The 24,000-nt window shown below is 36.6% G+C and carries 24 protein-coding genes and 1 riboswitch; of the genes, 9 read left to right on the top strand and 15 right to left on the bottom strand.

The window, feature by feature from the left end; translation table 11 throughout:
* Nucleotides 1–16: 16 nt before the first annotated feature.
* From thiS to EL165_RS14655, 6 genes are all read right to left on the bottom strand, one after another.
* Nucleotides 17–223, bottom strand: coding sequence for a sulfur carrier protein ThiS (gene thiS, locus EL165_RS14630; protein ID WP_002983848.1), 207 nt, complete (start codon nucleotides 221–223; stop codon nucleotides 17–19).
* A 57-nt stretch (nucleotides 224–280) separates the two neighbouring features.
* Nucleotides 281–377: riboswitch (TPP riboswitch) on the bottom strand.
* A 105-nt stretch (nucleotides 378–482) separates the two neighbouring features.
* A complete protein-coding gene (locus EL165_RS14635) occupies nucleotides 483–1,325 on the bottom strand; it encodes a hypothetical protein (protein WP_002983850.1) in 843 nt (280 codons plus the stop codon).
* Nucleotides 1,264–2,025 carry an RluA family pseudouridine synthase gene (locus tag EL165_RS14640; RefSeq protein ID WP_232529132.1) on the bottom strand — a complete coding sequence of 254 codons (762 nt, stop codon included), beginning with the start codon at nucleotides 2,023–2,025 and terminating at the stop codon, nucleotides 1,264–1,266. The genes EL165_RS14635 and EL165_RS14640 overlap by 62 nt, the downstream gene beginning before the upstream one ends.
* 11 nt (nucleotides 2,026–2,036) lie before the next feature.
* Nucleotides 2,037–2,354 carry a hypothetical protein gene (locus EL165_RS14645; RefSeq protein WP_002983855.1) on the bottom strand — a complete coding sequence of 106 codons (318 nt, stop codon included), beginning with the start codon at nucleotides 2,352–2,354 and terminating at the stop codon, nucleotides 2,037–2,039.
* A gap of 9 nt (nucleotides 2,355–2,363) precedes the next feature.
* Nucleotides 2,364–3,179, bottom strand: coding sequence for a 3-methyl-2-oxobutanoate hydroxymethyltransferase (gene panB, locus EL165_RS14650; protein WP_002983857.1), 816 nt, complete (start codon nucleotides 3,177–3,179; stop codon nucleotides 2,364–2,366).
* A 62-nt stretch (nucleotides 3,180–3,241) separates the two neighbouring features.
* A complete protein-coding gene (locus EL165_RS14655; RefSeq protein ID WP_002983859.1) occupies nucleotides 3,242–3,955 on the bottom strand; it encodes a Crp/Fnr family transcriptional regulator in 714 nt (237 codons plus the stop codon).
* A gap of 89 nt (nucleotides 3,956–4,044) precedes the next feature.
* Here EL165_RS14655 and EL165_RS14660 point away from each other — a divergent pair, with 89 nt between their 5' ends.
* The 9 genes from EL165_RS14660 to EL165_RS14700 all read left to right on the top strand — a co-directional run bounded on the left by EL165_RS14660 (nucleotide 4,045) and on the right by EL165_RS14700 (nucleotide 13,624).
* Entirely contained in the window at nucleotides 4,045–6,423 is a 2,379-nt protein-coding gene (locus EL165_RS14660; RefSeq protein WP_041462114.1) for a heavy metal translocating P-type ATPase, read from the top strand.
* A 109-nt stretch (nucleotides 6,424–6,532) separates the two neighbouring features.
* On the top strand, nucleotides 6,533–6,745 hold the full coding sequence (gene ccoS / locus EL165_RS14665) for a cbb3-type cytochrome oxidase assembly protein CcoS (protein WP_002983864.1): 213 nt from the start codon (nucleotides 6,533–6,535) through the stop codon (nucleotides 6,743–6,745).
* A gap of 21 nt (nucleotides 6,746–6,766) precedes the next feature.
* Nucleotides 6,767–9,028 (top strand): cytochrome-c oxidase, cbb3-type subunit I, encoded by a 2,262-nt coding sequence (gene ccoN / locus EL165_RS14670; RefSeq protein WP_002983866.1) that lies wholly within the window; start codon nucleotides 6,767–6,769, stop codon nucleotides 9,026–9,028.
* A 16-nt stretch (nucleotides 9,029–9,044) separates the two neighbouring features.
* Nucleotides 9,045–9,245, top strand: coding sequence for a cbb3-type cytochrome oxidase subunit 3 (locus tag EL165_RS14675; RefSeq protein WP_002983870.1), 201 nt, complete (start codon nucleotides 9,045–9,047; stop codon nucleotides 9,243–9,245).
* Between the two features lie 10 nt (nucleotides 9,246–9,255).
* A complete protein-coding gene (locus tag EL165_RS14680) occupies nucleotides 9,256–10,137 on the top strand; it encodes a cbb3-type cytochrome c oxidase N-terminal domain-containing protein (RefSeq protein ID WP_002983871.1) in 882 nt (293 codons plus the stop codon).
* A gap of 94 nt (nucleotides 10,138–10,231) precedes the next feature.
* Nucleotides 10,232–11,686: a cytochrome c oxidase accessory protein CcoG gene (ccoG, locus tag EL165_RS14685; RefSeq protein ID WP_002983873.1), complete on the top strand. Its 1,455-nt coding sequence runs from the start codon at nucleotides 10,232–10,234 to the stop codon at nucleotides 11,684–11,686.
* Nucleotides 11,687–11,698: 12 nt separating this feature from the next.
* The gene (locus tag EL165_RS14690; RefSeq protein WP_002983875.1) at nucleotides 11,699–12,151 is read left to right on the top strand and encodes a FixH family protein; all 453 of its coding nucleotides are present in this window, start codon (nucleotides 11,699–11,701) and stop codon (nucleotides 12,149–12,151) included.
* A complete protein-coding gene (locus EL165_RS14695) occupies nucleotides 12,142–12,867 on the top strand; it encodes a sulfite exporter TauE/SafE family protein (RefSeq protein ID WP_002983877.1) in 726 nt (241 codons plus the stop codon). Before EL165_RS14690 ends, EL165_RS14695 begins: the two co-directional genes overlap by 10 nt.
* A gap of 19 nt (nucleotides 12,868–12,886) precedes the next feature.
* A complete protein-coding gene (locus EL165_RS14700; RefSeq protein ID WP_002983879.1) occupies nucleotides 12,887–13,624 on the top strand; it encodes a hypothetical protein in 738 nt (245 codons plus the stop codon).
* Nucleotides 13,625–13,681: 57 nt separating this feature from the next.
* Here the strand turns inward: EL165_RS14700 and serS are convergent, their stop codons facing one another.
* The 9 genes from serS to EL165_RS14745 form a co-directional block, all read right to left on the bottom strand.
* Nucleotides 13,682–14,950: a serine--tRNA ligase gene (gene serS, locus EL165_RS14705; protein ID WP_002983881.1), complete on the bottom strand. Its 1,269-nt coding sequence runs from the start codon at nucleotides 14,948–14,950 to the stop codon at nucleotides 13,682–13,684.
* Nucleotides 14,951–15,016: 66 nt separating this feature from the next.
* The gene (locus EL165_RS14710) at nucleotides 15,017–15,535 is read right to left on the bottom strand and encodes a hypothetical protein (protein WP_002983883.1); all 519 of its coding nucleotides are present in this window, start codon (nucleotides 15,533–15,535) and stop codon (nucleotides 15,017–15,019) included.
* Nucleotides 15,536–15,573: 38 nt separating this feature from the next.
* The gene (asnB, locus tag EL165_RS14715) at nucleotides 15,574–17,469 is read right to left on the bottom strand and encodes an asparagine synthase (glutamine-hydrolyzing) (RefSeq protein WP_041462084.1); all 1,896 of its coding nucleotides are present in this window, start codon (nucleotides 17,467–17,469) and stop codon (nucleotides 15,574–15,576) included.
* Nucleotides 17,470–17,535: 66 nt separating this feature from the next.
* On the bottom strand, nucleotides 17,536–18,789 hold the full coding sequence (locus tag EL165_RS14720; protein ID WP_002983886.1) for a lipopolysaccharide biosynthesis protein: 1,254 nt from the start codon (nucleotides 18,787–18,789) through the stop codon (nucleotides 17,536–17,538).
* 5 nt (nucleotides 18,790–18,794) lie between these two features.
* Entirely contained in the window at nucleotides 18,795–19,928 is a 1,134-nt protein-coding gene (locus EL165_RS14725) for a glycosyltransferase (RefSeq protein ID WP_002983888.1), read from the bottom strand.
* A gap of 99 nt (nucleotides 19,929–20,027) precedes the next feature.
* Nucleotides 20,028–20,516, bottom strand: coding sequence for a hypothetical protein (locus EL165_RS14730; protein WP_002983890.1), 489 nt, complete (start codon nucleotides 20,514–20,516; stop codon nucleotides 20,028–20,030).
* A 109-nt stretch (nucleotides 20,517–20,625) separates the two neighbouring features.
* The gene (locus tag EL165_RS14735; RefSeq protein WP_126358651.1) at nucleotides 20,626–21,756 is read right to left on the bottom strand and encodes a hypothetical protein; all 1,131 of its coding nucleotides are present in this window, start codon (nucleotides 21,754–21,756) and stop codon (nucleotides 20,626–20,628) included.
* Nucleotides 21,757–21,782: 26 nt separating this feature from the next.
* On the bottom strand, nucleotides 21,783–22,568 hold the full coding sequence (locus tag EL165_RS14740) for a (Fe-S)-binding protein (protein ID WP_002983894.1): 786 nt from the start codon (nucleotides 22,566–22,568) through the stop codon (nucleotides 21,783–21,785).
* 90 nt (nucleotides 22,569–22,658) lie between these two features.
* Complete coding sequence (locus EL165_RS14745) at nucleotides 22,659–23,996, bottom strand: 4Fe-4S dicluster domain-containing protein (RefSeq protein ID WP_002983896.1); 1,338 nt, start codon at nucleotides 23,994–23,996, stop codon at nucleotides 22,659–22,661.
* Between the last annotated feature and the right edge of the window lie 4 nt (nucleotides 23,997–24,000).

Raw genomic sequence — 24,000 nt, forward strand, 5'->3', positions numbered from 1 at the left:
GTTTTAAATATGAAAATTAACCGCCCTGAGTGGCAGTAATGATTAAAATTGAATCGTTGTTGTTAAGGATGGTTTCCGCCCAGACAGACAGGGGAATAATGCGATTGTTAAGGGCTACAGCAATGCCTTTCTTTTTTCCGGGCAGCTCAATAGCCAGTAATGCTTCCAGGTTTGCAGGAAGTACATCGAATGTTTTTCGGGTGTGGTTGATTATAAGTTCCATTCCTAAATAATTTAAATCACTTCAGGAATGGCCATTATTGTACAATAGAATGTACAGCAAAAGTCATCTACTTTTCCCTACGCTGGTATGATCCAGATCAGGTTCAAAGGGTAAAGTCTCAGTCTGTTGGCAACAGACACCCCTAAAGTTTGGAACGAAGTTAGACATTTTTTCAGAATAAGCAAAATCTTAAATGACTTTAAAGAAAAAAGACCATCTCAATTTTGAGACGGTCTTCAATTTTATTTTAAATAGTTCTTTAGTAAAAAAGCTTCAGGCTTCCATCAGAATTATATTGATTAGTCCAATTTGATTGGCTTAGAAAAAATTCGGAGCTATAAGGTTTAAATTCTTTTGAAATTTTTCTCTGAGGATTATTTTTTGATAATGAAAAGTAGAAATACTCTTCAAAAATACCCAGATTCTTAAATGGATTTTGTGCAGAATCAAAATTATCCAATGTAATTTCATTCGTAATATAAGCATCAATATTATTATGCTTTTCGGTTTTAATTGCCTTTTCTAGATTTCCTGAGGTGTTATAAATAAACTTTTCTACGTAAGTCAAAATATAATCTTGCGGATCAGTTGGATCATACGGAATATTTGGATATTCAGTTAAAATCTCAGTTAACTTTCCTGAAGCATCATATGTATAGGTCAGATACTTATCCATATATGAATTATAGACCTCTGGAATAACTGTCTTAATAACTCTACCTTGATTATCAAACTCAAACCTTCTTTCCTTCAACTGAACAGTGAAACCAGGATCAGAGCTATAATTTCTCATAATTGCAGTATTTCCTGTATATGTTACCATTGTATAGACAGATTTTGAATAAACATAAGGAAATCCCGTTCCTACGGAAAGTTCCAACTTTCCTCCTATCTTTTTTATAATCCTTCCCTGAGCATCATATTCGAACATATAATTTTGTTCCAACCCATTAAAGACAGGTGACAAAACAGGATAATTCCATGATATTTTACTTGTATTTTCAGGAATTGTCTGTTGTGAATTATCAAGCGGCAATTCATCATTGTCTGAACAAGATGCCATAACCAGCAATGTGGCTAATAAAAGTGATTTGAATTTCATGGTTTAGTTTTTTTATGATATGCTTATTCTTCACAAGCCTCCAGATCGCATCATTTTGAGGTACCGGAGCTATAATTTCAATATTTTCTTTGGTAACCGGATGAATAAATTCCAGTTTTCTGGCGTGAAGATTAATACCTCCATCCGGATTGGAACGTGGTGCTCCATATTTTAAATCACCTTTAATCGGAACTCCTGTTTTAGACAGCTGAGCCCTGATCTGGTGATGTCTTCCGGTCTCAAGGTCAATTTCCAGCAACAAATAATTGTCTAATGTTTTGATCACATGATACGTCAGAATAGCTTCTTTGGCTCCTTCCGTAGCTTTTGGAAAGACGATGGCTTTATTATTTTTTTCGTTTTTCTTTAAATAATGTACCAGTCTCTGGCTTTGCGGAATCATTTCTTTTCCCACGACTGCCCAATATGTTTTTTTCACTTCCCGGTTTTTCACCATCTGCGTAAGACGGGAAAGCGCTTTAGAAGTTTTTGCATAGATCACTAATCCTGATGTGGGACGATCTATACGATGAACCAAGCCGAGAAAAACATTTCCCGGCTTAGCATCTCTTATTTTTATAAAGTTTTTGATGGATTCCAATAGTGATTCATCACCGGTCTTATCACCCTGAACAAGTTGCCCGACTTTTTTATTGACCACCAGAAGGTGATTGTCCTCATATATAATCTGCTCCTTCATACTTTTTCAGTCTATCTTCTTCTATTGGATAATGACAGGATAATCCCAGCAAGAAGTCCTACGGTCTTTACGGCTGAAAGTTTTGAGCCTTCCGGAATGAATGCTCCGAATACACAGATTGCGGCAGCAGCATACATAGCATAAACAAAATTCTTATTCGTAAGTAACGGAGCCTGAATAAAAAAGCTCGCTCCGATTAAAACATAAAAAACTTTTCTTGAAAGCAAATGATTGATTTCCGGAGAGAATAGATTAAACCATCCTACAGCAAGACAAATCAAGGCTGCGATAGATAATATTCCCTGGATAGATTGTTGTTGATTCTGCATTGATGAATATTAATAACTTTCATTTTCATTAGGAAACTCAACGCTTTTCACATCTTTTACATATTGGGAAACAGCTCCTGTAATTTCTGTGTAAAGATCAAGGTATCTTCTTAAGAATTTCGGACTGAACCCTTTGTTCATTCCTACCATATCATGATATACCAGAACCTGTCCGTCACAATGTGATCCGGCACCAATTCCGATCGTTGGAATGGAAATACTGTCTGTCACTTTTTTTGCTAAATCTGCCGGAATCTTTTCTAATACAATAGAAAAACATCCAAGTTCTTCCAAAAGCTGTGCATCAGCAATCAGTTTTTCAGCTTCTGCCTCTTCCTTAGCTCTTACTTTATAGGTACCGAATTTATAGATAGACTGTGGTGTTAATCCCAAATGTCCCATTACCGGAATTCCGGCATTGATAATTTTTTTAATTGATTTGGAAATTTCTTTCCCTCCTTCAATTTTAACGGCATGTGCACCGCCTTCCTTCATCATTCTTACCGCAGATTCCAATGCTTTTTCAGGGTTACTCTGATAAGTTCCGAAAGGTAAATCTGCTACCACCAAAGCTCTGTCGGTTCCTCTCACCACACTTTGGGCATGGTAGATCATCTGATCCAGCGTAATAGGTAATGTAGTTTCAAAACCAGCCATTACATTCGCTGCAGAGTCTCCAATCAAAATAGCATCTACTCCGCCGGCATCTACCATCTTTGCGGTAGTAAAATCATAGGCTGTAAGCATTGTTATTTTTTCCTTGTCGAATTTCATTTTACGCAAGGTTTCAGTCGTAACTTTTTTAATTTCAGAGTGAACAGACATAATTTATCTATTTTTAAAAGTTAAAAAGTCGGCCCTGAGCCGACTTAAGTTTTGTATGATTTTTATAAAACTACGTGACCGAGTTTCATGAGTTTGTCGTGATTTAGAATCTTGATATTTCTCCCGTCAACTTCAATCAGATTATCCTGTTTGAATTCAGAGATCAGACGGATGGCGCTTTCTGTAGCAGTACCGATAATGTTGGCAATTTCTTCTCTCGTCAATGAGATCTTGATAAACCCTTCAGGGTCTACTCCCAGTTTCTGTTCCAGAAGCAAAAGAATTTCTGCCAGTCTTTCTCTTACCGTTTTCTGAGCAAGGAAAGTAATGGTATTGGATGATTCTCCCAATTCATAAGAAATTTTCTGAAGCATTACGAAAGAAAGCTGTGGATCTACTTCCAGAAGATACATAAAGATATCTGCTGGCAAAAATACACATTCAATATCTGTCATGGCCTCTGCTTTAGCCTGGAAGTTTTCCCCGCAAAGCAAAGAACGATAGCCGATAATATCCCCTTCTTTGATAAATCTTAAAATCTGATCTTTTCCGAACGCTCCTGATTTTGAAAGTTTGGCCGCACCTTTTTCCAGGACATATACTCCTTTTGGAGTTTCCCCATCCTCGAAAATGGTTTCATGTTTCTGAAAACTCAGTTTCTTTTTGCCATTAATATATTTTTCAAAATCTGCGCTAGAAAGTCTTTCCTTAAATGATTTATCATTAAAAACTCTGGCGAACCTCTCTTCAATTGCTATCTGTTGTTCCTGCGGCATTTTATATGATATTTATCACAAAAATAGAACTTTTTAACGCGATAAACAAAAAAATTTGTTATAATTTTGTAGTTCAATATTTTATGGTGGTGAGCGAGAACTGTTTTCATTGTGGTCAAGGTATAGAAAAAGAGAGAATTTTATTTGATGAAAAGACTTTCTGTTGCAATGGCTGCAAGTCTGTTTATGAAATTCTAAATACGAATAACTTAAGCAATTTTTATCAGCTTAACAAAGGGGCAGGAATTCGTCCGAGTGATGAAAATTCTACCCAGTTTGACTATTTGGACACTCCTGAGATTTTTGAAAAAGTAACAGATTTCTCTGAAGGAAACACCAGCCTTGTTACATTTAAAATCCCTGTAATTCATTGTTCTTCCTGTATCTGGTTATTGGAAAGCCTCCATACTTTAAATCAGCACATCAAATATTCCCAGGTTAATTTTACAAGGAAGACCTTACAGATTTCATTCAACCATAACGATTTGAAATTAAGCGAACTAGCTAATTTCTTAACCAATCTGGGATACAAACCTGTTATCAGTCTTGAAACCGCTGAAAAAAACGTTGATCACCTTGATAAATCACTTCTGGTAAAATTTGCCATCGCCGGTTTTGCATTTGGAAACGGAATGTTCCTGGCATTTCCTGAATATGTAGGAGGGGAAGATTACTGGATGGAGCATTACAAAGGTCTTTTCAGAACCCTGATGTTCCTGCTGGCCTGTCCGGTTGTCTTTTACTCGGCTTCTGATTATTATAAATCTGCTTGGTACGGATTAAAAAATAAGATTGTCAATATTGATGTCCCTATTGTACTGGGAATTTTTGTTCTCTTTGGCAGAAGTATCTATGAAGTGGTAACGGATTACGGTCCTGGATATTTTGATACGCTTTGTGGACTGCTTTTCTTCATGCTGATGGGGAAAATTTTCCAGAAAAGAACGTACAGTGCCCTTTCTTATGATAGAGATTACAAATCATTCTATCCTATTGCGGTTACCAAAGTAGACTTTGAAGGAAAACAGGAGAACATCCTTCTTTCTGAGGTAAAAGTAGGAGACAGGATTTTAGTCAGAAATCAGGAAATCATTCCGGTAGATGCCATACTGATCAACGGAGAAGGAAATATTGACAACAGTTTTATTACCGGAGAAAGTGAAAGTATCAGCAAGCAACCCGGTGACAAGATTTTTGCCGGAGGTAAACAGATCGGGTCATCACTGGAACTGGAAGTAATCAAAGACGTAGATCAGAGTTATCTAACCCAGCTTTGGAATAAAGAAGCTTTCAAAAAACACGAGACCGGCCTTGACACCCTGACAAACAACATCAGTAAATATTTCACGTTCATTATCTTAAGCATTGCTTTAATTTCGGGGATTTACTGGTCATTTATTGATTTGGAAAAAATGTTCCAGGTTATTTCAGCCATTCTTATCATTGCATGTCCATGTGCACTTGCATTGTCTGCACCGTTCACTTTCGGACACATTATGAGGATTTTAGGGCGAAACAAGTTTTATGTAAAAGATACATTAACGATTGAAAAAATCGCGAAGCTGGATACAATTGTTTTTGATAAAACCGGAACGATTACCCACAGAAAAAAATCAAACATCAAATATGAAGGAGCTGATATTAATGAATTTGACTCCCTGAATATCAAAACATTATTAAAAAACTCCAACCACCCGCTTTCAAAATCACTGTATGAATTCATTGATGTAAATGATGATTATTTCCCTGTAGAAAATTTCGTTGAAATTTCAGGAAAAGGATATGAGGCCAACGTAAGAGGAAATCTTTATAAAATTGGTTCTGCCCGCTATAACAATCAGGAACCCAAGAATCTTGAGACCGCAGTTTATATCAGTAAAAACGGCGAATACCTTGGTAAATTCATCTTTAAAAATGAATACCGCCCGAAACTGAAAGAGCTTTTCACGAAATTAACCCAATACAAAATATTTATTCTGAGCGGAGATAATTCTTCAGAAGAAAATCAGCTTAAAGAACTCATTCCCAACTACAAAGGAATGGCCTTTAATCAGAGCCCGGAAGATAAGTTGAATTATATTAAAAATCTTCAGGACCAGCATATGAAGGTAGCAATGCTCGGAGACGGGCTTAATGATGCAGGAGCTTTAAAACAAAGTAATGTAGGAATTGCTATTGCTGATGATACAAACAGTTTTACGCCATCTTCTGATGTGATCATGAATGGTGAAAAAGTGGTTACACTTGACAACTATCTGAACGTTTGTAAGGGCTCTATCACGATTGTGAAAATGACATTTATAATCAGTTTTTTATACAATATCGTTGGTTTAAGTTACGCTGTTACAGGACATATGCATCCGCTTTTTGCCGCTATCATTATGCCAATCAGCTCGATCACAGTGGTTACCTTTACAACACTTTCAACCTGGATTTTAGGTCGGAAATATTTCAAAAAACAGGCGTAAAAGCCCTTATTTAGACTGATTTTAAATTAGCTGAAATCGGCATTTCGTGATGAATGTCATTATTTTTCACTAAATTTGAACCCCGAAAATAGGTTAATTTTGTTGTCCAATGGATATTCTATATTTAATGATCCTCTGCAGTGTTTCTTTAGCTGCGATTTTCTTGGTCGTATTTATAGTGTATGCCCGAAAAGGACAGTTTGAGGATGATGAATCTCCTGCTGTCAGAATCCTTTTTGATGATGAAAAAGTCAAAGAAAATGATGAGACCGGCGACAAAAGTAAAGACGAGAAAGAAATAGGAGAAAATAATAAAAATTGAGAAAAATAGTGAATAGTTGATATGGAAACACAAAAGTTTAGTTATGACAACAGTATTGTCCGTGCGTTCCTATATGCGACCATTGTCTTTGGTCTTATAGGTTTCACATTCGGGCTTACGGCGGCATTAATGCTTTTCTACCCAGAGTTACCTGAATTCTTTTTCGGGACAGATGATACGACCATTAAAAGTTTGGCATCGGGTAATATTCAAGGGTTAATAAACACACATGGTGCATTTGGTTTTGGTAGAATCAGAATGCTGCATACCAATACCGTAATCTTTGCATTCGTTTGTAACATTGTTTACACGGGTATTTATTACTCATTACAAAGATTATTAAAAACAAGAATGTACAGTGATACATTGTCATGGCTACATTTCTGGACTTGGCAGTTTATGATCGTTGCTACGTTCATTACGTTCTTTATGGGGATCAATACCTCTAAAGAATATGCTGAGCACGAGTGGCCGATCGACATATTGATCGCATTCTCATGGATCATTTTCGGTATCAATATGTTCCTGACTATTTCGAAGAGAAGAGTGAGACACCTTTACGTAGCAATTTGGTTCTATATCGGTACCTGGATTGCAGTAGCAATGCTTCACATTTTCAACAATCTTGAAGTACCTTTATCTTTCACAGGCTGGAAATCTTATTCAGCATACGCAGGGGTAAAAGATGCTATTGTACAGTGGTGGTATGGACACAATGCGGTTGCATTCGTATTGACGACTCCGGTTTTAGGTTTAATGTATTACTTCCTTCCGAAGGCTGCAGACAGACCGGTATTCTCTTATAAACTGTCTATTATTCACTTCTGGTCATTAATTTTCGTATATATCTGGGCTGGTCCTCACCACCTTCAGTATACAGCTCTTCCGGCTTGGGCTCAGGCGGTAGGAACAGGTTTCTCTATCATGCTTATTGCACCATCATGGGGAGGTATGTTAAATGGTCTTCTTACGTTAAGAGGAGCTTGGGATAAGGTAAGAGAAAATCCTATCCTTAAGTTCTTTGTAGTTGCTGTTACTTGTTATGGTATGGCAACATTTGAAGGACCGCTTTTGGCAACTAAAAACATCAACAAAATTGGTCACTTTACAGACTGGGTTATCGGTCACGTACACTTAGGAGCTCTTGGATGGAATGGTTTCATGGCATTCGGGGTTATCTATTACCTGGTACCAATTATGTGGAGAACAAAACTTTGGTCTGTAAAATTAGCTAACTGGCATTTCTGGTTAGGTACTTTAGGAATCATCTTCTATGCAGTACCAATGTATATTTCAGGATTTACACAAGGTTTAATGTGGAAACAATTCAACCCGGACGGAACCCTATTATGGAAAAACTGGCTGGATACTGTAACTGCAATTATCCCTTACTTCAAAATGAGATTCTTAGGAGGTGCATTCTATATTTCAGGAGCCATCTTAATGATCGTAAACGTAGTTGCTACGGTAAGAAAAGGATCATTCCAGAAAGATGTTCCTGCTGAAGCTCCTGCGTTGGCAAACATCAGTAAGAACAGAAAAGAAGGAGAAGGTACTCACCTTTGGTTAGAAAGAACTCCTGTATTATTAGGAATTCTATCTTTCATCACAATATCTATCGGTAGTTCAATTGAAATTATCCCTACACTATCTCTTAAGAAAAGTGTACCTACCATTTCTGCGGTGAAACCTTATTCACCACTGGAACTAGAAGGTAGAGATATCTATATCCGTGAAGGATGTAACGCTTGTCACTCTCAGATGGTAAGACCGTTCAGAGATGAGATCGTTAGATTTAACGGTAAAAACGGACAATACTCCAAAGCCGGAGAATTCGTATACGACAGACCATTCCTATGGGGTTCTAAGAGAACAGGACCGGATTTACATAGAGAAGGTGGTAAAAACCCAAGTTCTTGGCACTACAAGCACATGTATAACCCAAGATCTACTTCTGCAGGTTCCATCATGCCTCGTTACCCTTGGTTAATTGCTACTGACTTAGACAGAACCAAGATGGTAGACAAAATGAAGCTGATGAAGAATGTATTCGATGTACCTTATACAAAGGCTGAAATCGACTCTGCAGACAAATGGGCTAACAACCAATCAGCAAAAATTGTAAAAGATATCTTCTCTGAAGCAAATGACCTTAAACAGGCTTATGCTAAGAGACCTCAGGGAGAATTAGAGAAAAAAGAAATTGTAGCTCTTATTTCTTATCTTCAGAGATTAGGTACAGATATCAAAACAACTGAAATCAAAACAGCAAGTAATAACTAAACATTAAAAGGTTCATATGATTCCTCAGAACTTTAAAGATATATTATCCAATACAGAAAATGCTGGCTTCTACCAGACACTGGCTCTGATTTTCTTTATGCTGTTCTTCATCGCTTTGGTAATCTATGTTTTTAGCAGACCTAAAAAATATTACAAAGAAGAAGAAGAGGCTCCTCTTGGGGATGATGAAGATGACGATTTTAATTTAAAAAATTAAACTATTTTTTATGAAACAAAGAACACCTGTTGTTATAAACATCTTAATAATAATCGGACTTTTAATAGTTTTTTATTATTTATTTGTACAGAGCTACGCGTTCCTTTCTTCACCTTACTTCTGGGGAACTGTTGTGATCGCTGGGATCCTTGCTTACATTCATGGAGCCATCGGGGACCTTATCGAGAACAACAAATTCAAGAAATTATCTCCTGAAGAAAAGGCAGCTTATTTAGCTGAAAAGAAAGTTCCTTATTTCAAAAGATTGTACCAAAGTGCATTCAAAAAGCAATCTGCTTCTGAAGAAAAGGATATCCTTATCGATCACGGTTTCGACGGAATTATGGAGCTGGATAACCAATTACCAAAATGGTGGGTAGGTTTATTCTATTTTGGGACCGCTTTTTGTATTGTATATATTGCAGCATACTCTTTTACAGACTTCGCTCACCCGTTAAGCGAATATGAAAAAGAATATAAAGAGCAGTTGGCAAGTATTGAAGAATATCAGAAATCTCAGCCTCCTGTAACCATTGAAACAGCTAAGTATTCAGCGGATAATATCGCAGAAGGTAAAGAATTATTTAAAACAAACTGTGCATCTTGTCACAAGGAAGATGGTAGTGGAGGTATTGGACCAAACCTTACTGATAACTACTGGATCAACCAGCCTGAGAAGACATTATTCAAAAACGTATTCCATATGGACTGGAATGGTTCTCCTACCAACCCTGCGATGAGACCTTTCGGTAAAAACGGAGAAGTTTCAGGTGCAGAGATTGAAAAGATTGCAGCCTATGTATATCACATCAATCAGGAACAACCACCAGTGACTCCGGCTCAGGGAGGAGCAGCTCCTCAGGGAACTGAAGCACATTGGGAAAAAGAATAATTTAAAAAATTAGAAACATATGAAAAAAACATAATTTGTTATTAGATTAAAATAGTAACGAATTATGTTTTTTCTTTTTTAAAACCTATTACATATGTCAGACATAGAAGAAATAGAAGTACGAGGCGGACAGGGACAGGTTCTGGACCCTGAAACTTACAGAGATTCTATAGGGACAATGGAGCAATCCGGAAAAAGGAAATGGGTATTTCCAAGAAAACCTAAAGGGAAATATACCAACTATAGAAATATTGTAAGCTATTTACTATTAATTATTTATTTTACATTACCGTTCATCAAAATCAATGGTAACCCATTATTGATGTTCAATGTTATAGACAGGGAGTTTTACATCTTCGGACAGCCTTTCTATCCACAGGACTTTTTTATCCTCACTTTAGGTGCTATCGCATCTTTAATCTTTATTATTGTTTTTACGATTGCATTCGGAAGAATTTTCTGCGGGTGGATTTGCCCTCAGACAATTTTTATGGAATCTATCTTCCGTAAAATAGAATACCTGATTGAAGGTGACAGAAATAAGCAGATGAAGCTGGACAGACAGGAGTGGAACAGTGAGAAGATCTGGAAGAGAAGTTTAAAATGGACGGTATATATCATAATATCACTGATCATCACCCACTTTATGTTCATGTACATTGTTGGATATGAAGAGGTATTTAAGATTGTTGGAGAAGGGCCATTTGCCCATCCTACCAATTTCATTGTAATGATCCTTCTTACTGCGGCATTCTACTTTGTATTTGCATGGTTCAGAGAACAGGTTTGTACATTGGTATGTCCTTATGGAAGACTTCAGGGAGTATTGATCGACAAAGATACGATCAACGTTTTCTACGATTTCAAAAGAGGAGAAAACAGAGCGAAATGGAGAAAAGGAGAAGACCGGAAAGCTGCCGGAAAGGGTGATTGTATTGATTGCCATCAGTGTGTAGTGGTTTGCCCTACCGGAATTGACATCAGAGACGGACAGCAGCTGGAATGTATCAACTGTACAGCTTGTATCGATGCCTGTGATGAAGTCATGGAGAAAGTAGGCCTTCCGAAAGGATTAATCAGATATGCTTCTGAAAACGAAATTGAAAAACAAACCCAGTTTAAGTTTACAGGCAGAATGAAAGGTTTCTCCATATTCTTACTCCTTCTTGTAGGATTCTTAGGATATCTTCTTTACAGTCGTGGTGAAATGGAAGCTAAATTCATTAAGCCGGCGGGAAGCACATTCTTTGTACGAGACGGTAAAATTACCAATACCTATAATTATACGTTCCTTAATAAAACGAATGACAAGAAAATAGTTACCATCAAAGTAATCGATCCGGCGCATGGTGAAATTACTTACAGTGCATCCAGCAAGATTCAGGTTGACAGAGATAAAATTTCAAAAGGAACAATTAATATCAGCTTCCCGGAAAATGAAATGAAACTTTCTAAACAGAATATCACGATTGGTGTGTATGATATGAAAGGTAAACTGATTGATTCTTATCAGACTTATTTTGAGGGGCCATTCAAACTGCAATTTTAATTTTAGAAAAAAATGAAGAACTTTAGTTGGGGACACGGTGTTGTAATTGCATTACTTGCATTCATAGTTTTTATATTATCCATGATGTTCCTGTTTCCGAACGGACAGAAGAATTCGGAAATGGTAACCGATAATTATTATGAAGAGGAATTAAAATACCAGGATGTAATTGATGCGAAGAAAAAAGCTGACGAATTACAGGAAAAACCTGTTTACAGCCAGGATACCAAAGGAATTAAAATTACTTTCCCAAAAGATTATAACAACTCTAATACTACGGTAAAATTTGTTTTAAACAGAACCGACGACCAGAATTTAGATATCAAAAAATCTGTACAGCTTGACGCCGCGCAGTCTTTCACAATTCCTGCACAGGTATTGAAAGTAGGAAATTATACATTAAGACTGAGCTGGACGAAAGAAAAAACAGACTACAGAATGGATTATGACGTGATATGGAAATAGGACTTATTGTGTCGGCTATTGCATTAGGCTTTGCTTCCGGTTTTCATTGTATCGGAATGTGCGGACCTATTGCTTTATCGATGGGATTAACCAAAAAACAGGCTGCCAATTTCTACCTTCAGAACCTTACCTATCAGTTCGGAAGAATTTTCACCTATTCATTATTAGGTGCGCTTCTGGGGATCATCGGACAAGGATTTGAAATGGCAGGCTTTCAGAAATATCTGACCATTACTGCCGGAGTCCTTCTGATCATTATGGCTGTATTTTCATTTGGAGGAAAAGATTTTGCTTCAAAGATTCCTTTTCTTTCTAAATTCCTGTACAGCGTAAAAATGAATCTGGGAAGACTTCTTCAGAAGGCAGATTACCGTTCGAGATTTACTACAGGGCTTCTTAATGGATTCTTACCGTGCGGAATGGTCTATATGGCCCTTACCGCCAGCCTTGCGGGAGGAGGAATATGGCAGGGAGCGTTATATATGGCTTTATTCGGATTAGGAACCCTTCCCTTTATGTTTGCCATTGTTCTGGTCGGAAATCTTATGAATCAGGCCTTCAGGATAAAAGTTTTGAAAGCTGTTCCGGTAATTATGATTATTCTTGGAGGATTATTCATTCTGAGAGGTCTTGAACTGGGAATTCCTTACGTTTCTCCGAAAGCAGAAGCCATGACAATTGTTAAAGATCCCAACGGAACTGTTAACTGCCATTAAATTTGTATTTACATAAACCATGAAGAAAACTGTTGTCTTATTTTTAATAAGCCTTTTTATGCTGCAATCCTGCAGTGTGAATTCTGAAATTGTCTATCATAGGGATGCCGCTTCTACTTCTGTTACTGATATCGATACGAGGGAGTTTATGGCAGAAATGATGGCTATGACGCCGGATTCGCTGAAACAAAAAGAATTTGAAGAAGTGGATAAACTTCCAACTGTCTGGACAAGTATGTATGATCTTGCCAAAAAAGAAGGAAAATTAAAAACTGAAAATCCGGATTCAGTGAGGATCATGAAAAAAATCTTCATGAAATCTGCAAAAGAAAACAACAAACTGGCAGGATTTTCTTTTAAAATGGAACACTTTGCTCCGGACGATTATAAAGCACTGAAAAACTTTACCAAAACTGAAAAAATTCCTCTGGATCAAAATATTTATAACAGCTGGGACGGAAAAACCCTCACCATTGATACTGAAAATTTAAATTTAAAAAGTATTGAAGAAGCTATCAAGACCAAAAGCTCAAAGGAAGAAGCTGAAAAAATAGCAGGTATGATGGTCATGTTTTTCAAAGAGATCGGTACTACCTTAAAATTTGAGAATCCTATAAAATCAATTTCAGGAAAGCATGACTGGGTGAAGCAGATTGATGATCATTCCATAAGAATAGAATATGATCTGAAAGCCATTTATGATAAGAATACAAAACTTAAAAACGCTGATAAAAAGATTATTATCGTTACAGAATAAAGTAAAAACCACCGGATTCCGGTGGTTTTTTATTATATATTCAATCAGAAGATTTGTTTAGTTAATCACATCAAATCTTGCATATTCAGCAATCTTCTTTGGAAGCTTAATTCCATCTGCTGTCTGGTTGTTTTCCAGCAATGCTGCCATAATTCTTGGTAATGCCATTGCAGAACCGTTTAATGTATGTACCAATTGAGATTTACCATCAGCTTTGTAGCGGCACTTCAACCTGTTGGCCTGGAAGGTTTCAAAGTTAGACACAGAGCTTACTTCCAGCCACATTTCCTGAGCTGCACTCCATACTTCAAAGTCATACGTCATTGCAGAGGCAAAACCTGTATCACCACCACAAAGTCTTAATACTCTGAACGGAAGCTCAAGATCTGTAAGAATTTCTTTGATGTGTTCTACCATTTCTTCCAGCACAGCATAAGAATTTTCCGGTTTCTCAATTCTTACAATTTCTACCTTTTCGAACTGGTGAAGACGGTTCAATCCTCTTACGTGGGCTCCGTAACTTCCCGCTTCTCTTCTATAGCATTGAGAGAATGCTGTATTTTTAACCGGAAGATCTTTTTCATCAAAAAGAACATCACGGTAAAGGTTGGTTACCGGAACTTCAGCCGTAGGAATCAAATATAATTTATCTTCGTTGATATAATACATCTGTCCTTCTTTATCCGGCAGCTGTCCGGTTCCAAAACCTGAAGCCTCATTCACAACGTGAGGAGGATTCACTTCTGTATAGCCTTTCTCTACGTTTTTATCCAGGAAATACTGAACCAGAGCTCTCTGTAATCTTGCTCCTTTTCCTAAATAAACAGGGAAACCTGCTCCGGCAATTTTAACTCCCAGTTCAAAATCGATAAGATTATATTTTTTTGCCAGTTCCCAGTGTGGAATTGCTCCTTCACCAAGCCCTTCTACAGGATGAGACTGGAAAATGATTTCATTGTCATCAGCTGAAGCACCGCTTTTTACCAATGCATTTGGAATGTTTGGAAGCTGGTACAGGATATTCAGTAAGTCGTTTTCCTTTACTTCCAACTGAGATTTCAATTCTGAGCTCGATTCTTTGTACTGTGCTGTTTTAGATTTTGCCGATTCCGCTTCTTCTTTTTTCCCTTCTTTCATCAAAAGTCCGATTTCTTTCGAAATTTTGTTGATTTCGGAAAGCTGGGAATCTAGTTCAAACTGGATTCTTTTTCTTTCGTCGTCGGCAGCGATAGCCTCGTCTACCAACTCAAGATTTTTGAATTGTCTTTTCTTAAGACCTTCTAAAACGCGTTCCTTATTGTCGCGCAAAAAATTGACTTGTAACATTTTATTTAGATGTTAAATATTAGATGGTTAGCTTACAATCAGCTAACACTTGTACAAATTTAAAAATTATTTTGTGATCGTAACGGTATTTATCGAAGTAGGAGCATCTGCATCTTTTGAAAACACCACGTTTCCGTTATACAATACTTTTGAAACCTGAAATACGGTAGGTGTATTACGATATTGAACCTCCAGCGTGCCTATAACATTATCATTTACATTAGTATTTTTTGTAAACGTCATCTGCATCCTGGAATAGTAAGAGGTACCTGTTCCCGGATTATCAGGGCTTATAGAGTCCAGACGTCTTCTTTTGGCACCTGCCAGATATTCCATATAAAACACTGAATCTGTAGTCATTTTCAATGGAATGCTTACCGGAGAATTATCTTTGGCCCCAAAAATATCATTGACGGAAAATCCTGTATAAGATCCTGCTTTCTTACTGTTCAGCAAATCCTGCCCGGCACTGTTCCTCATGTATATATTCAGTACCTGATCTATTCTCTGCAAAGAATCATCATCACTTTTGCAACTTATGAGTGCAAAAACCGCAACAAGTATACTCCAAAAATATTTCATCATAGCTACAAAGGTAAAATATTAATCTTTAGGCACCTTCTTTATTTTTCAAAATATTTCTGATACCATAGCTCAAAAGTAACCAGCTGCCATATTTTCACCCAATCATACTCATGTTCCTGGTGATTCCACCATTCGTCAATCACTGCAGCATTAAAGAAATTTCTCCTTTTTAAGCTTTCAAGATTTTCAACGATAAAGTCTCTTACTTTTTTTTCGTTTTTAATGAAATAATTGACAGGAAATGAAAATCCTTTTTTAGGCATATTCAAAACTGATTCCGGAAGATATTTTTTTGCAGTTTTACGTAATAAAGGTTTATTCTGAGCTCCATTAAATCTGATGTTCTCCGGCAGTGCCGCTACATAATCTATCAGGCTGTTGCTCAGATAAGGATAACGAAATTCAACACTGTATTTCATGGCACTCAGGTCATCACGGAAAACATGATGGGATGAAAGCGAGTATTTCATATCATATTCAAAATAACCGGAATAGTTTTTTGTTTCCGAAAGATGATATTTTGAAAGATCCGGATCAATTGTATTATAAATTTCCTGTTTTATGACACTTTTAACTTCTAAAGGCCTCATACTGATCTGGCTCTGCCTGAAAAAATCAAACATATTATCCTGAGAAAAATAGTTTTTTAAGCGCTGTGAAAACTTGTCTTTTGTAAAAATGAAAGGGTTTATACAATTAAAATTTCTCATGAAAAGCCATCTGTTGAGCTTTAGTGTATGGGAATAGCCTGCAAAAAGCTCATCGGCACCATTTCCGCTCAGTAAGACCTTAAAATTTTTATCGTGTGCATATTTTGCCGCATTGATTAACACTTCAAAACTGCTGTAGGGTTCTTCAAAATGCTGGATATTTTCTTTAAGATGTTCAAGCGCTTCTTCATCACTCACTTCTTTCACCTCATGTGAAACACCAAAGTGTTGAGCAGCTAAAGCCGCATTTTTCACTTCTTCTTCTGAAAACGGATATGATATGGTGTAGGCGTTAATATCGGCATTGTAAGATTTTGATTTATAGGCAATTAATGTAGAATCTATTCCTCCACTCATCATCACGGCTACAGGAACATCTGCATATAATTGTTCTGATATGCTTTCGGAAAGAAGCTTATCTATCTTTTTTACAGCTTCTTCTTCAGAAATATTCTCAGAAGGTAGAGGCAGATTCCAGAACTTCTCTTTGGTGATGTTCTGATTCTTTAAATCAACCGTCATAAAAGAAGCCGGTTCCAGAGAAAAAATATGCTGAAAACAGGTTTGCGGAGCTAACGTGGTCTGAAAAAGGAAATTGGTATATACTCCATTCCAGTTGATTTCTGGCTTTACAAACTCATTTTTGAGTAATGCTTTTATTTCCGATGCCCAAACCAGCCCCTTTTCACTCTGATGATAAAATAAAGGTTTCATTCCTACCCTGTCTCTTGCCAGGATAAGTTTTTGCGAGATAAGATCCACAATACAAACAGCAAACATACCATCCAGCTTTTCAAAAACTGTAGTTCCCCACTCTTCATATGCCTTGAGAATAACTTCAGTATCAGAAGTACTTCGAAAAACATGCCCGAAACTTTCAAGTTCTTTCCTTAACTTTTTAAAATTATAAATCTCACCATTAAACGTAATGATAATCTGTTCATTTTCTGACAGCATGGGCTGATGACCTTTTTCAGAAAGATCAATAATGGATAATCTACGGAAACCTAGAGCAATATCAGAATTCTCCTCTTTTAAAACCGGAAACTGTTCTTTAATTTTTTGTGTGGAATCATTCCCTGAAAAAGAAACTCCCTCTCCGTTACTATACATCCAGAATCCTTCATCATCCGGCCCGCGGTGTCTGATGGCCTGATTCATTTCCAGAATATTTGTAGAGGAAATACTTTTATGAAATGAATAATAACCGCTGATTCCGCACATAGTAAAGAGTTAATAGATTTGTAAAAATAGGAAAATGACTTTATTTTATAGATGTGCCGGAAGTAATTATTTCTTTAAAAATTTTTGCTTTAAAAGCTGTACTTCCTCTTTTGAAATCATATAGTCTTTCAAAATAAACGGAGTTGAACTATAAAATTTCATGAACAACAGCAAGGCTGAAACAAAATAGGATGATGTAGTTGCTATACAGGCTCCCAAAATTCCCCATCTGGGTATCATTATGAAAGACAGTACAACGGTAACCGCCAGACCTGCAATCGATTTGATATTGAGAATCTTTAAATCTCTCATACCTGAAAAGTAATGTCCCACCATATCACTTACCGCAATGGCAAAAATTCCCGGTGATAAAAGAAGCATTATTTCTTTGGTATCTCTGAATTCTTTCCCGAAAATAAATTCGTAAACCTGAGACGGTATGATCATGATTCCCAGTACAAAACCTATCATCAGAAAAAAAGTCAGCTTTAAAGATTCTTTAGTCTTTCCTATAGATTCTTCCCTGCTTTTGCAATTGACTACATCTGAGTATAAAATCACAGCGATACTGCGGGTAATGGTCCATATAGCTTCTGAAAAAGTAACTCCTATGGAAAAAATCCCTACGCTGGCAATGCCTTCAAAATGTTCAAGAAAATAAAATGAAAGTCTGTAATTGAGAAACTGAACAAAAGCGCTCAACTGGGTTTTCCAGCCATATTCAAACATATTCCTACCTACATCTTTACAGAATGTTATTTCGGAAATCTTACACTTTTTAATAATCTGAAAAAAACTGGTCAGGAAAAGAAGTGCCAGGCAACCCATCTGGGCGAGAAAATATACAGATACATCTTTCTTTCCGAACAGATAAACCAATATTCCAATAAATACAATATGTACAAGTTGCTGCAGAACAGTATACACATTGAACTTTTTAATATCCTGTGTGCCAATAAATAAACTGATATTCGTAGATAAAAGTGAAGAAAACACTGAAATCCCGATAAGATAGAAAAGATATTCACCCTGAATAGAAGCCAGACTGAATAAAAAAGGGATTAAAAGTCCTGTCAGAACCGACCAGAGATAAGCATAGAGTAAAACTTTTTCTATTTTAAATCTTGAAGCAAAATAAGAAGCACTGCTTCCTGAAAAAATATTACTGAAGAAACTCACTGCAGCTGCATTGGCAGTTACAATGGAAATAGTTCCCTTACCCTCACTTCCCCACATATTCGTAGAATAGATCACCAGTCCGAAACTGAGGATCAGAATAAGAAAACGTGAGACAAATGTTTTAATGATAGTAAGCTGCATGATGATTATTTATCAATGGATTTTTTCACAAAATCAACGAAGGAATCTTTTATCATCTCCCAATTATATTTTTCTTTAAATTCTTTTCCAGCATTGAGCGCATGAGCGTGATACAACTCAGGATTCATGATATAATTAATAATAATATCTGAAATCCCATCAGCATCATGAGGATTTACGAGACTTCCAAAAGAAAGCTCCCCCATATGTTTCCGTATCCCTTTCAGATTTGAATACATTACCGGTTTTCCCGCTCCCATAAAATAAAACAGCTTTATCGGCAGAGAATGGTTGTTTTCAAAGTTGATTTCCCGAAGATCAAAACAAATGTCTGCATCAGCCAATTCTTCTGTAAACTGTTCAAAAGCCGTTGGTTTTCTGATCTCAATATCATCGAAAGTATATTTCTTCAACAATGAGGAAAAATAAAGCTTATCATTTTCTTCTCCAGCGGACCCGATAATCAGGATTCTGATATGAAGTGAAGAAGCTTTCTGACGAAGTTTATTTACAGCCTTAAAAAAGTTATCAATCCCTTTATCTTTAGAAATCTGACCGGTATAGCAAAGGGTAATTCTACCCGATTCAAGTTGTTTAACACTTTCTCTGATGTAAAGAGCATCCGGGTAATAAGGAAGAATCATCTGTTTTTTAAATCCGAAAAAATAGGCTAAAGGGAATTTCTTGGTTGCTTCACCAAAAATAAAATGAGTACCTAAAAAACCTGCATACAACTGCACAAGAGAAAACTTTACAGCCTGAAAAATTTTAACAGGAAAACGGTACTTTCTGAGCATAGACATGGAAGGATACCATTCTGTAACATCATAAATACAAACCGCTTTAAACTGTTTTACAAATTTCCTTACTGCTACCACTGCAAGGGGTTCGGAGCAAATGATGCATTGAGGCTGAAACGTATGGCAAACCTTCCTGAAAGTTTCCATTTTTTTTTCAATACTTTCTTCCAGCACATCGTAAGATTCTATGTCAATGCCATCAATAATACCGTTGTAACGCGTATATAAACTACATATTTTTACTTCAAACCCCTCATCTCTAAGAGCCTTTGCCTGATGATAGAAAATACGGTCATCATTGTAATTATGGGATGTTGTTAAAAAAAGTACTTTAGGCATTAGTTTCTACTCGAATCTACACAAAGATACATTAAAACAAAAAAGTGGAAATATATTTTCCACTTTATGATGATTCTGCTGTATTAAGCTTACAGCGTTTTATTTTATAGAGGCTGCCCAGCTTTTCTCTAAAGGAAGAAGGAAGTGGCTTAAAAAATCCAGATAAGTGTTCTTGGAGAAGTCAAAAACCTGAATATCGTCTGAAAGTTCTCCGTTTCTCAGTTTTGTTTTGAAATCCATTAATTTTAAAGTTTTTACTTCACCATTCTCCACAAAACTTGCTTTCATTCTGTCGAAAAGACCCAGCTGATATTCTTCATCAATTTCTCTCATTACTTTTCCTAGGGCATCAATGCTGCAACCTGAAGCCATTTCTTTTTCTTCATCTACGCAAACGATGATAAATTGATTTTTTTCAATTTTAAATGAAGAAGAAAGTGGTTTTCCATGAGCCGCCCATGTTGCAAGGAAATCAAATAATTTCTCAGTAATGGCTTTTGCTTCTTTGGTTTCAAAAGGTCTTGAAGCCGGATATATAATGACTCTGTAGTCGTTGGTTTCTACAATATTAGATTCTTCGATTTTCATAATGTAAATATTTATTTATCAGAATATTAAAATCAATTTCAAATGCTCATCACTGAGTAAGATATTGTTTTACTATTGATTTTAAATCCTTATTATCTTAAAGGCAAAATTACGCAATTTTCCTGAGTTTAAGATCATTGTATTTCTTGCTCAGCACATAGAGCATCATAATGAAAAGTGGAAAGATAAACGGGAAGAAAAATCTTAAGGCTGCCGACTGCGGAAAGAAGAAAAATTTGATATAAACATTGACAAGAAACAGAACTGAAATCATTCTTACCCATGTGTCTTTAGAGCGCCAGAAGATAATTCCAATCATAACAGCTACTGATAAGGTAACTTTTTTAAAATAAATGATTTTGATGTAAATAATACTCAGATAATCTTTTAAGCTAACATCAATTGGATGCGTGGAAATAATAGGTCTTCTGTCAATAAACGTATCATAAAAAAGATCTTTCCAGCCCGGGTAATGGTAAAATTTAATAATTATCAGATACATCGCCAGAAGAACTGTTCCCTGTGCAATATAGGAAACATCAAATTTCTTCTTCTGAAAGTATTGAAAAAAGAAAACAGCGATAATATAAGTGAGCGTGAATGTAATATAATCCGGGCGGATAAAGGTAATGGCAAATAAAAGTACAAACATTCCCCATTTATTCCATTGTTTGATCAAACCAATAATAAAGATCAGCATAAACTGAAAGATAAACATATCCGGTGTAGAAACTCTGGACATGTAAGTCATGGGTGGTAAAAGCATTGCAGCAACCGTTAATATTATTGCCAGCCAGTATTTCTCTGGGAATAGAAGCTTTAAAATATAAAAGAATAATAATCCTGAAAAAAAATAAGAAATAAGGCTGGTAAAAAGCACTGCCATTGGAGATGAAAATCCGAGCTTATAAAAAAGGGTTATGACAAGAATATACCCTACTTTAATCTGAAAATAGGGTAATTGTTCTGTAAAAGATTGTGTATTTTTTACGAAATACTGCCTGGGAATGTCCCATTGCTTTATTCCGATGATGTCTGTATAATGTTCTGCGGGCGCCTCTTTTTTTATTTCCTCATACGTAATGATCCGAACTTTATCCGGTGAATCCGGAAACTCGGAGGTGTACATACATCCCATGTACCCGGGCATGTCCCAGTCATATACTCTGTTCTGATAGTTCCAGAATGTAAGAAGAGCAAGTATCGAAGTGATAAACAAAAAGGAGAGTCTCCATTTCATCTTCATAAACCTGTATAGGATTACAATTATAAGTCTTCTGCTTCAGCAAGAAGTTCTACGATATCTTTTACGGCAACTTCAGTATTTTTATTAAAGTGTTTTACCCCGTCTGTCATCATGGTGTTACAGAAAGGACATCCTGTAGCAATTACTTTAGGTTCAAAAGACAAAGCTTCTTCTGTTCTTTCAATATTGATGTCTTTATTTCCTTTTTCAGGTTCTTTAAACATCTGTGCACCTCCTGCTCCACAGCAAAGACCATTGGTTTTGCAGCGTTTCATTTCTACAAGCTCTGCATCCAGCTTTTCAAGAAGCATTCTCGGAGCTTCATATTCATCATTGGCACGGCCCAGATAGCATGGATCATGGAAGGTAATCTTTTTCCCTCTGAATGCACCTCCTTCAATTTTCAGTCTTCCCTCTTCCATCAGACTCTTCAGGAACTGTGTATGGTGAACCACTTCAAAGTGCCCGCCTAAGCTTGGATATTCGTTTTTAAGAGTATTAAAACAATGCGGACAAGCCGTGACGATTTTTTTTACTTCGTAAGCATTCAATACTTCAATATTGGTAAGCGCCATCATCTGGAAAACGAATTCGTTTCCTGCTCTTTTCGCAGGATCTCCGGTACAGCTTTCTTCCTGTCCCAGAACAGCAAATTCAACTCCTATTTTATTTAATATCTTACAGAAGGCTTTTGTAATTTTCTTTGCACGGTCGTCAAAACTTCCCGCACATCCAACCCAAAATAAAACTTCAGGTGCTTTTCCTTCGGCAGCATATTCTGCCATTGTTTTTATATTGAAATCCATTTCTTTTTCAATTTGAAAATGTGAGAATTTGAGAATTTGAAAATGATATCAACGGGCATCAATTTCCAAACTTTCAAATTGATTAATTATTTAGTTTTCCGATGCCCAGTTCAGACGGTCTGCCTGATTGTATTGCCATGGAGCAGCATTGTTTTCCACGTTGGTCATCATCAGATTCAGTTCCTGTGGAGCAGCGGACTGTTCCATCACAAGGAATCTTCTCATTTCAAAAATAATGGAAAGCGGATCAAGCAATACCGGACAGGCTTCTGTACATGCATTACATGTTGTACAGGCCCAAAGTTCTTCTTTGGTAATATAATCGTTTAACAGTTTTTTACCGTCGTCTACAAATTTTCCGTTTTTATCGATGTTTCTTCCTACTTCTTCCAATCGGTCTCTTGTTTTCATCAGGATCAATCTCGGAGAAAGTTTTTTACCGGTAATATTGGCCGGACACACCGAAGTACAACGTCCGCATTCTGTACATGAATAAGCATTAAGCAATTGTACCTGATTCAGATCAAAAACATCTTCAGCTCCGAATTTTGAAGGGACATCAGCTTCTGCACCTTCAGCCGGTGCAGCGTAAGGATCTGCATTCGGATCCATCATTAATTTGATCTCTTTTGTTACAGAGTCAAGATTGTTGAATTTCCCTTTTTTCTCAAGATTGGCATACCATGTACTCGGAAACGCAAGAATAATGTGTAAATGCTTTGAGTAATACAGATAGTTCATGAAGAAAAGAATCCCTACAAAGTGGAACCACCAGGCAGCTTTCTCTGTGAACATCAAAAATCCGTTATCAAAATTGAAGATTTCCAAAAACGGAACAAATGTCATTTCACTGATCGGGAAGCTTCCATGTACTGGTAAAACACCTCTCGACTGTAAAATAAAATCTGAAGCATTCATTTTAAAGAAAGCCATCATCAGGGCAAACTCGATGATAAGAATCCAGTTGGCATCTTCTTTCGGCCATCCGAAAAGTTCCTTCATTGTTAATCTTTTAACCCCGTAAAAGTTTCTTCTGATGAAAAATATTACGACCCCAATTACAACCAGAAGTGCCAGGACTTCTAATGTAGCTGTAAAGAAGCTGTAAAATCCGTGTCCCAAAACCGAGGCCAGAAACCGGTGAGTCCCAAACAGTCCATCAACAATTATTTCAATGAGTTCTATATTAATGATAATAAAACCAACATAGACAAAAATGTGTAAAATTCCTGCAACAGGACGTTTTACCATCTTACTCTGTCCCATAGCCACATTGGCCATGGTGCTCCAGCGTTCAGATTTTCTGTCACTTCTATTGATTTCACGACCCAGCCTGATATTTCTGTAGATCTTCTGCAGGCTTTTGGCAAACAGCCCAAATCCGGCTACTAATAAAATCAGGAAAATAATGTTATCGATGTACTGCATAAGG

The sequence above is a fragment of the Chryseobacterium gleum genome (assembly GCF_900636535.1).
In the GTDB taxonomy this organism is placed as follows: domain Bacteria; phylum Bacteroidota; class Bacteroidia; order Flavobacteriales; family Weeksellaceae; genus Chryseobacterium; species Chryseobacterium gleum.

Bases quoted from the DNA above. Each gene is read 5' to 3' on its own strand.
- thiS (WP_002983848.1), bottom strand. From the start codon at position 223: ATGGAACTTATAATCAACCACACCCGAAAAACATTCGATGTACTTCCT.
- EL165_RS14635 (WP_002983850.1), bottom strand. From the start codon at position 1,325: ATGAAATTCAAATCACTTTTATTAGCCACATTGCTGGTTATGGCATCT.
- EL165_RS14640 (WP_232529132.1), bottom strand. From the start codon at position 2,025: ATGAAGGAGCAGATTATATATGAGGACAATCACCTTCTGGTGGTCAAT.
- EL165_RS14645 (WP_002983855.1), bottom strand. From the start codon at position 2,354: ATGCAGAATCAACAACAATCTATCCAGGGAATATTATCTATCGCAGCC.
- panB (WP_002983857.1), bottom strand. From the start codon at position 3,179: ATGTCTGTTCACTCTGAAATTAAAAAAGTTACGACTGAAACCTTGCGT.
- EL165_RS14655 (WP_002983859.1), bottom strand. From the start codon at position 3,955: ATGCCGCAGGAACAACAGATAGCAATTGAAGAGAGGTTCGCCAGAGTT.
- ccoS (WP_002983864.1), top strand. From the start codon at position 6,533: ATGGATATTCTATATTTAATGATCCTCTGCAGTGTTTCTTTAGCTGCG.
- ccoN (WP_002983866.1), top strand. From the start codon at position 6,767: ATGGAAACACAAAAGTTTAGTTATGACAACAGTATTGTCCGTGCGTTC.
- EL165_RS14675 (WP_002983870.1), top strand. From the start codon at position 9,045: ATGATTCCTCAGAACTTTAAAGATATATTATCCAATACAGAAAATGCT.
- EL165_RS14680 (WP_002983871.1), top strand. From the start codon at position 9,256: ATGAAACAAAGAACACCTGTTGTTATAAACATCTTAATAATAATCGGA.
- ccoG (WP_002983873.1), top strand. From the start codon at position 10,232: ATGTCAGACATAGAAGAAATAGAAGTACGAGGCGGACAGGGACAGGTT.
- EL165_RS14690 (WP_002983875.1), top strand. From the start codon at position 11,699: ATGAAGAACTTTAGTTGGGGACACGGTGTTGTAATTGCATTACTTGCA.
- EL165_RS14695 (WP_002983877.1), top strand. From the start codon at position 12,142: ATGGAAATAGGACTTATTGTGTCGGCTATTGCATTAGGCTTTGCTTCC.
- EL165_RS14700 (WP_002983879.1), top strand. From the start codon at position 12,887: ATGAAGAAAACTGTTGTCTTATTTTTAATAAGCCTTTTTATGCTGCAA.
- serS (WP_002983881.1), bottom strand. From the start codon at position 14,950: ATGTTACAAGTCAATTTTTTGCGCGACAATAAGGAACGCGTTTTAGAA.
- EL165_RS14710 (WP_002983883.1), bottom strand. From the start codon at position 15,535: ATGATGAAATATTTTTGGAGTATACTTGTTGCGGTTTTTGCACTCATA.
- asnB (WP_041462084.1), bottom strand. From the start codon at position 17,469: ATGTGCGGAATCAGCGGTTATTATTCATTTCATAAAAGTATTTCCTCT.
- EL165_RS14720 (WP_002983886.1), bottom strand. From the start codon at position 18,789: ATGCAGCTTACTATCATTAAAACATTTGTCTCACGTTTTCTTATTCTG.
- EL165_RS14725 (WP_002983888.1), bottom strand. From the start codon at position 19,928: ATGCCTAAAGTACTTTTTTTAACAACATCCCATAATTACAATGATGAC.
- EL165_RS14730 (WP_002983890.1), bottom strand. From the start codon at position 20,516: ATGAAAATCGAAGAATCTAATATTGTAGAAACCAACGACTACAGAGTC.
- EL165_RS14735 (WP_126358651.1), bottom strand. From the start codon at position 21,756: ATGAAATGGAGACTCTCCTTTTTGTTTATCACTTCGATACTTGCTCTT.
- EL165_RS14740 (WP_002983894.1), bottom strand. From the start codon at position 22,568: ATGGATTTCAATATAAAAACAATGGCAGAATATGCTGCCGAAGGAAAA.
- EL165_RS14745 (WP_002983896.1), bottom strand. From the start codon at position 23,996: ATGCAGTACATCGATAACATTATTTTCCTGATTTTATTAGTAGCCGGA.